Raw genomic sequence first — 4,832 nt, 5'->3', positions numbered from 1 at the left:
CTGTTAGCGGATCGGTCGTCTCCTCTCGACCTGAAAACTCGACAACGGTATTCTTGTCCATGGTGGCGTATCTCTTAGTTGGTTTATTGTCTGGCGATAACAAATCAACCAGATACGCCGCTTTTTTTCAAACCTTCAAACACCAGATTTGGTTATAACTCTTAAACCTCTTCGACATCCTTTCAGAGAAATAATAAATGGCATAGTACTATTTCTAAAAATCAGTGGGGTCAAGGAAATTTCGTTAAGGTTACACAGGATGATGTGGCCTTAGGTGACCAGCCTGTTACCTCAGTCGTTTTTCTAGGTGATTGTCTAGTGGTGGCCAATGATGGGTGAATGCGCCATAAATTCTTGGTTAGTAGGCAGGGGTGTCTACTAGCGGTGAGTTTCAACTGCTTGGCTTACCCGGCATTAGAGGGGTAGGAGTTGCGAGCTTAGGGGGTGGCTATACCGCTTTCGAGAGATATTGCTGGTTATTTTGTAAGCAAAAAAAAGGGCCTACGCCGTAAGAGGTAAGCCCTTGATTTGTATGGCGCGCTCGGGAGGATTCGAACCTCCGACCGCCTGGTTCGTAGCCAGGTACTCTATCCAGCTGAGCTACGAGCGCGTTACGGGAGCGAATACTATAGAGCCCCTAGCACCAAGTCAATTATTTTTTCACAAAAAAACCTTAAAAATCATTGTGTTACCCTAAATCGGGAAGCGTTTCCCCTGCAGGAGCGGTAAATTTCGGCTGGTATTGATCTCTAGAGTACGGATTGTGGGAGCCAAGGCTATTGCAACGGCTCAGGCTTTGGTAGTGTGCCACATAGTGACTTGTGAGAACCTCAGGGGCTGGGGAGCTTTCCAGCAGAGCTACCGTAAAGGTGGGAATGCGGGCCGCAGGGCCACGAGATCTGAGAAGTCATGCTGTGCGGTACCCTGAGGCGATATACAGATCCATTGGGAGAGTGCGATTAGATTGAGGACCGGGATGGGGTGACCCGAGTGCCCTTATCGGGCGAGACCACTTACCCTCCACCTGAGAGGGCTGTACTTCTGGGTACATCCAGTCGGATCAAGAAGGTTTTGCTCGGTTTCCCTCAGCCCTGGTTGGGGGCAAAGATCGGTGTCAGCATGACGTCTTGAGAAGCCCGCTCGGTGCAGGGTGCATTTGCCCAGTGCCCAGCAACAGCATTAAAGCATTCGTCAAATGGGTCCTTGAAGAGTTTGCCTAAAGCGGGGCTTTATCCGCTTACAGTGCTTTGGTTTAAAAACAAAGGTGGAACAAGCTGATTGAAGTTCCCAAGGGCGAACCGTGCCCCTAAGAAGTACAGATTAAGAGGAGGTTACCAGCAAGAGAGTGGGGGGGAATAATTATCTGCTCTGAGCAACTTAAGAAAGGGGGGAGGAGATATCCACTGAAGTCAATCTCGTGGCTTTAGCCCTCTTTTACAAATTGCATCATATAAAATAACAGTGGGAATGTTACTGAGGGGCATGTTGTGTATTTTATGTCCGAGTAACAAAATAGAGAGCAGAATTAAGCGGCTAAATTTAAATTGCCAAGTAGGCATGTTCGAAGGGCTTGGCTGCTGAAAAATCAGCCTTGACAGTAAATAATTAGAAAAAGTTTTTAGGTTCATTTTCGCAAGGGAAGGTGAGATAGATATGAAGAAGGATGTACTGTTTTACACTAGCAAGTCGCTGGCTTCATGGGATGAGGCAGGTCCAGTTCACAGGGAGATTAATAAAGACCTTTTTGAGCAGGTATGCTCGCCGGAGTTCAATACACTTGAAAGTGATTTTGATCGTCTAGTAAGTAATTTTGATTTGATAGGCAAATCTGTCATACAGATTTGTTGTAACAATGCCAAGGACCTCATTTCAATTAAGAAGAAAGGTGCGGGCCGTTGTGTGGGTATTGATGGATCTCAAGAGTTTATTGAACAAGCTATTGCGTTGGCAAAAGCGGCAGGCTATCCAGAGATAGAGTTTACGTGTTGTAATGTTTATAGGCTGCCAGATTGCTACTCAGAAAGCTTTGACTTTGTTGTAATTACTGTCGGTGTTCTCAATTGGATGCCAGATTTAGAACGTTTTACCGATATATGTGCCTCTTTCCTAAGACCTGGCGGATATCTCTTGATGGAGGAAATTCACCCGGTGCTAAATATGTACGAGCAGGGAAATCCATCCCACTTGGCAATGTCATACTTCAATCGGGAACCTCAGAGAGATGACCAGGGGTTGGATTACTTTCAGGGGAAAAAGTATCCTGCGAAGGAGAATTATAATTTCCATCATACACTAGGTGATATCTTGAGTGCGGCGATTGCGAATCATCTAGTTTTGCAAAGTTTTGAAGAGCTAGGTAAGAATGTAGGCAATTGGTGTGCTGATTTAGAGAATTCTGAGTGCAAACCACCGATGGCCATAGTGGCCAGCTGGAAAAAGATAAAATACTAAAAAGGCGAAGTGGAAGTCTGCACTTTCCTTGGGGCAGTATAAAGTATGGATGTCGATTACGAGCATAAAATGAAGTGTTTAGAGGCTGCCAAAAGAGGAATGTATTCTCTATTTTCTATCTGGCAGAAAGTGCAATCATAAAGAAAATTTTAATAAGAGTAACCATGTACAAGTTATTTATTGCAAATAAAAACTATTCCTCCTGGTCCCTACGGCCTTGGTTACTGATGTGCCATTTGGAGATCCCTTTCAATGAGCAATTGGTAAATTTTGAGGAGGGCGGTAGTTGGGAGAAGTTTCACAGTTTTTCTCCTACAGGGTTGGTGCCCTGTCTAGTTGACAATGATACTACTGTATGGGATTCCCTCGCGATTGCGGAATATTTGGCAGAGTCATACTCTCAAGTATGGCCTATTGACAAACTGGCAAGAGCATGGGCACGCTCCGCATCGGCGGAAATGCACTCAGGTTTTGTCGTATTGAGAGAAGTTTGTGCCATGAACTGTGGTTTGATCATAGAGTTAAAGGAGATTTCCGAGCAGTTAAAAAAGGAATTAAATCGCATTGATGAGCTATGGCAAGAAGGGTTAGGGCGCTTTGGGGGCCCCTTTTTAGCCGGTAAGACGTTTACAGCTGTAGATGCATTTTATGCACCTATTGCCATTCGGCTTAAGAACTATAATTTGCCGACCAGTCATGTAGCTGAGGGGTATGTTGAGGGTATTCTTAATCTACCAGCAATGAAGCGTTGGATTTCAGAAGCACTACAGGAGCCTTGGCGTGAATCTGCGCATGAAGAGGAGGTGAACAACTCGGGATTAGTAGTGGAAGATTTACGTGGATAAGTAGGCGACAGGTGTCATAAAATAGTCCCATGGCAATACATGGATGCCAGATACTTAATAATTTTCCTATTGCTATCCGTTTACTTCTTTTACCGGAATATGGTGAAGTCCCTCCTTGCTCATTTCTATGGGAGGACCAGATTACGCAATCCAAACTCGTGTATATAAACGCCTTTGGCCGAGTGTATCAGTAAACTCCTCTCTATCATGAAGGACCCTGGTATTGTCAAGAAATAAAATATCTCCTGGTTTCATGGAAAAACTAATCATATTGTTCTGGCTATTTAACTCATAGTCTAGTAAATCAAAGGCTTGTTGAATGTCATTCGTTAATAACTTGCCGGCCCTTTGGTGACCTTTTTCAATCCAGTAACGCATGTAACGGATAGACAGCTTACTATCAACATATTTGAAAATAGGAAATTGATTGCTCAATAGCTGTTGGATACTTTTTTTGCTATCTGGAGTAACAAGATCTCGGATATAGCTCTTATACAGAAGTTTTAGCTTATCCGGTGCTCGCGCCCTTATGTTTTCATGCACCCTAGCGGCGGACACTACACGTGACTTGCCACCAAGGGCCGCTGGAGAAATGCAGCAAAGCCCAACTATCCCCGGCTGAATTGATTTTTTCGAGCTGTCGGTATGTGCGCCGGTAGCTGCATTGGTTTGTGAGACAGGAATAGGTTCATTCCTGTAATCTTTCCCAGTGCTCTGAACTCCATATAGCCTACCGTAAGTATCAATAGTATTACCCAGAGCAAGGCTAAAATTTAGAAATAGAAGATTGAGCCTTTCCCGATCAATGCCTGTGATGCCCTGAATCCATGCTACTCCACTGCCCTCACGAAGCTCTCGTTTGACATGATGGGATAACTTGTCAAGACTAGGGGTTGATACAGAATTGGCCTCAATATCTTCGATGGGGTTTTTCCGTTTGGAAGCCCACTTGGTCAGTGAGCGGGCCTCAGTGTACCAATCTTCAGGCCAGGTGAACTTCCAATCAGGTCTATTTTTAAGATCCATTGCGCTCCAAGCTTGAGCAAGAACCAGTTCTGGTGGAGCTATCTTAATCATTTACCTTCACCTTAAATAAAATGTGTAACGGATAGCCCTTTAATGGACCAAAAAAATCAGGATCAAGATCCCAGTGCTCTTTAGTTACCGCAAGCTCCCTAAAGGATGGCAATTTATTAAATCCAGAACATTTAAGCGCTTCAAAATAATGGGAGAATGTTTTGTGTACACAGCGTACTGATACAGCAACCCCATCTCTACGCCAAAGCTTTCCCTCAAAAGTTTCATCCGCACCTTCCATATAATTTCTATCATCATGCTCAAAGTAGATTGGAGGCGATTGCTCACGCATAAAAGGCAAGCAGGGATGTGGCACAGTGAAAATAAATGTTCCACTAGATGGGCATCTCTATAAATTCGGAGATAAATTTACGAATTATTGGAGTGCTATTTTATGGTTGAGTTTTAGTTGTAAAACTGAGCTTATTCGATAAATATTGATAGTTAGTGTGTTTTATA

4 protein-coding genes and 1 tRNA gene are annotated in these 4,832 nt (G+C 43.9%); 2 read left to right on the top strand and 3 right to left on the bottom strand.

Going from position 1 to position 4,832, the window contains the following annotated elements; all coding sequences use genetic code 11:
• Nucleotides 1-533 precede the first annotated feature (533 nt).
• A tRNA-Arg gene (locus tag ACCI49_RS23525) sits at nt 534-610 on the bottom strand.
• 1,043 nt (nt 611-1,653) lie between these two features.
• Between ACCI49_RS23525 and ACCI49_RS23520 the strand changes: the two genes are divergently transcribed.
• Together ACCI49_RS23520 and ACCI49_RS23515 are read left to right on the top strand one after the other, a co-directional pair.
• On the top strand, nt 1,654-2,451 hold the full coding sequence (locus tag ACCI49_RS23520) for a class I SAM-dependent methyltransferase (RefSeq protein WP_371841682.1): 798 nt from the start codon (nt 1,654-1,656) through the stop codon (nt 2,449-2,451).
• 164 nt (nt 2,452-2,615) lie between these two features.
• Nucleotides 2,616-3,296, top strand: coding sequence for a glutathione S-transferase family protein (locus tag ACCI49_RS23515; RefSeq protein ID WP_371841681.1), 681 nt, complete (start codon nt 2,616-2,618; stop codon nt 3,294-3,296).
• A 141-nt stretch (nt 3,297-3,437) separates the two neighbouring features.
• Here ACCI49_RS23515 and ACCI49_RS23510 read toward each other — a convergent pair whose 3' ends face one another.
• Together ACCI49_RS23510 and ACCI49_RS23505 are read right to left on the bottom strand one after the other, a co-directional pair.
• Complete coding sequence (locus tag ACCI49_RS23510) at nt 3,438-4,373, bottom strand: TauD/TfdA family dioxygenase (protein ID WP_371841680.1); 936 nt, start codon at nt 4,371-4,373, stop codon at nt 3,438-3,440.
• Nucleotides 4,366-4,665 carry a hypothetical protein gene (locus ACCI49_RS23505; RefSeq protein ID WP_371841679.1) on the bottom strand — a complete coding sequence of 100 codons (300 nt, stop codon included), beginning with the start codon at nt 4,663-4,665 and terminating at the stop codon, nt 4,366-4,368. Before ACCI49_RS23505 ends, ACCI49_RS23510 begins: the two co-directional genes overlap by 8 nt.
• Between the last annotated feature and the right edge of the window lie 167 nt (nt 4,666-4,832).

The sequence above is a fragment of the Microbulbifer epialgicus genome (assembly GCF_041447265.1).
Taxonomy (GTDB): Bacteria; Pseudomonadota; Gammaproteobacteria; order Pseudomonadales; family Cellvibrionaceae; genus Microbulbifer; species Microbulbifer epialgicus.
The sequence above is the reverse complement of the archived record's forward strand: the minus strand, read 5'-3'. Positions and strand labels throughout refer to the sequence as shown.

Bases quoted from the DNA above. Each gene is read 5' to 3' on its own strand.
- ACCI49_RS23520 (WP_371841682.1), top strand. From the start codon at position 1,654: ATGAAGAAGGATGTACTGTTTTACACTAGCAAGTCGCTGGCTTCATGG.
- ACCI49_RS23515 (WP_371841681.1), top strand. From the start codon at position 2,616: ATGTACAAGTTATTTATTGCAAATAAAAACTATTCCTCCTGGTCCCTA.
- ACCI49_RS23510 (WP_371841680.1), bottom strand. From the start codon at position 4,373: ATGATTAAGATAGCTCCACCAGAACTGGTTCTTGCTCAAGCTTGGAGC.
- ACCI49_RS23505 (WP_371841679.1), bottom strand. From the start codon at position 4,665: ATGCGTGAGCAATCGCCTCCAATCTACTTTGAGCATGATGATAGAAAT.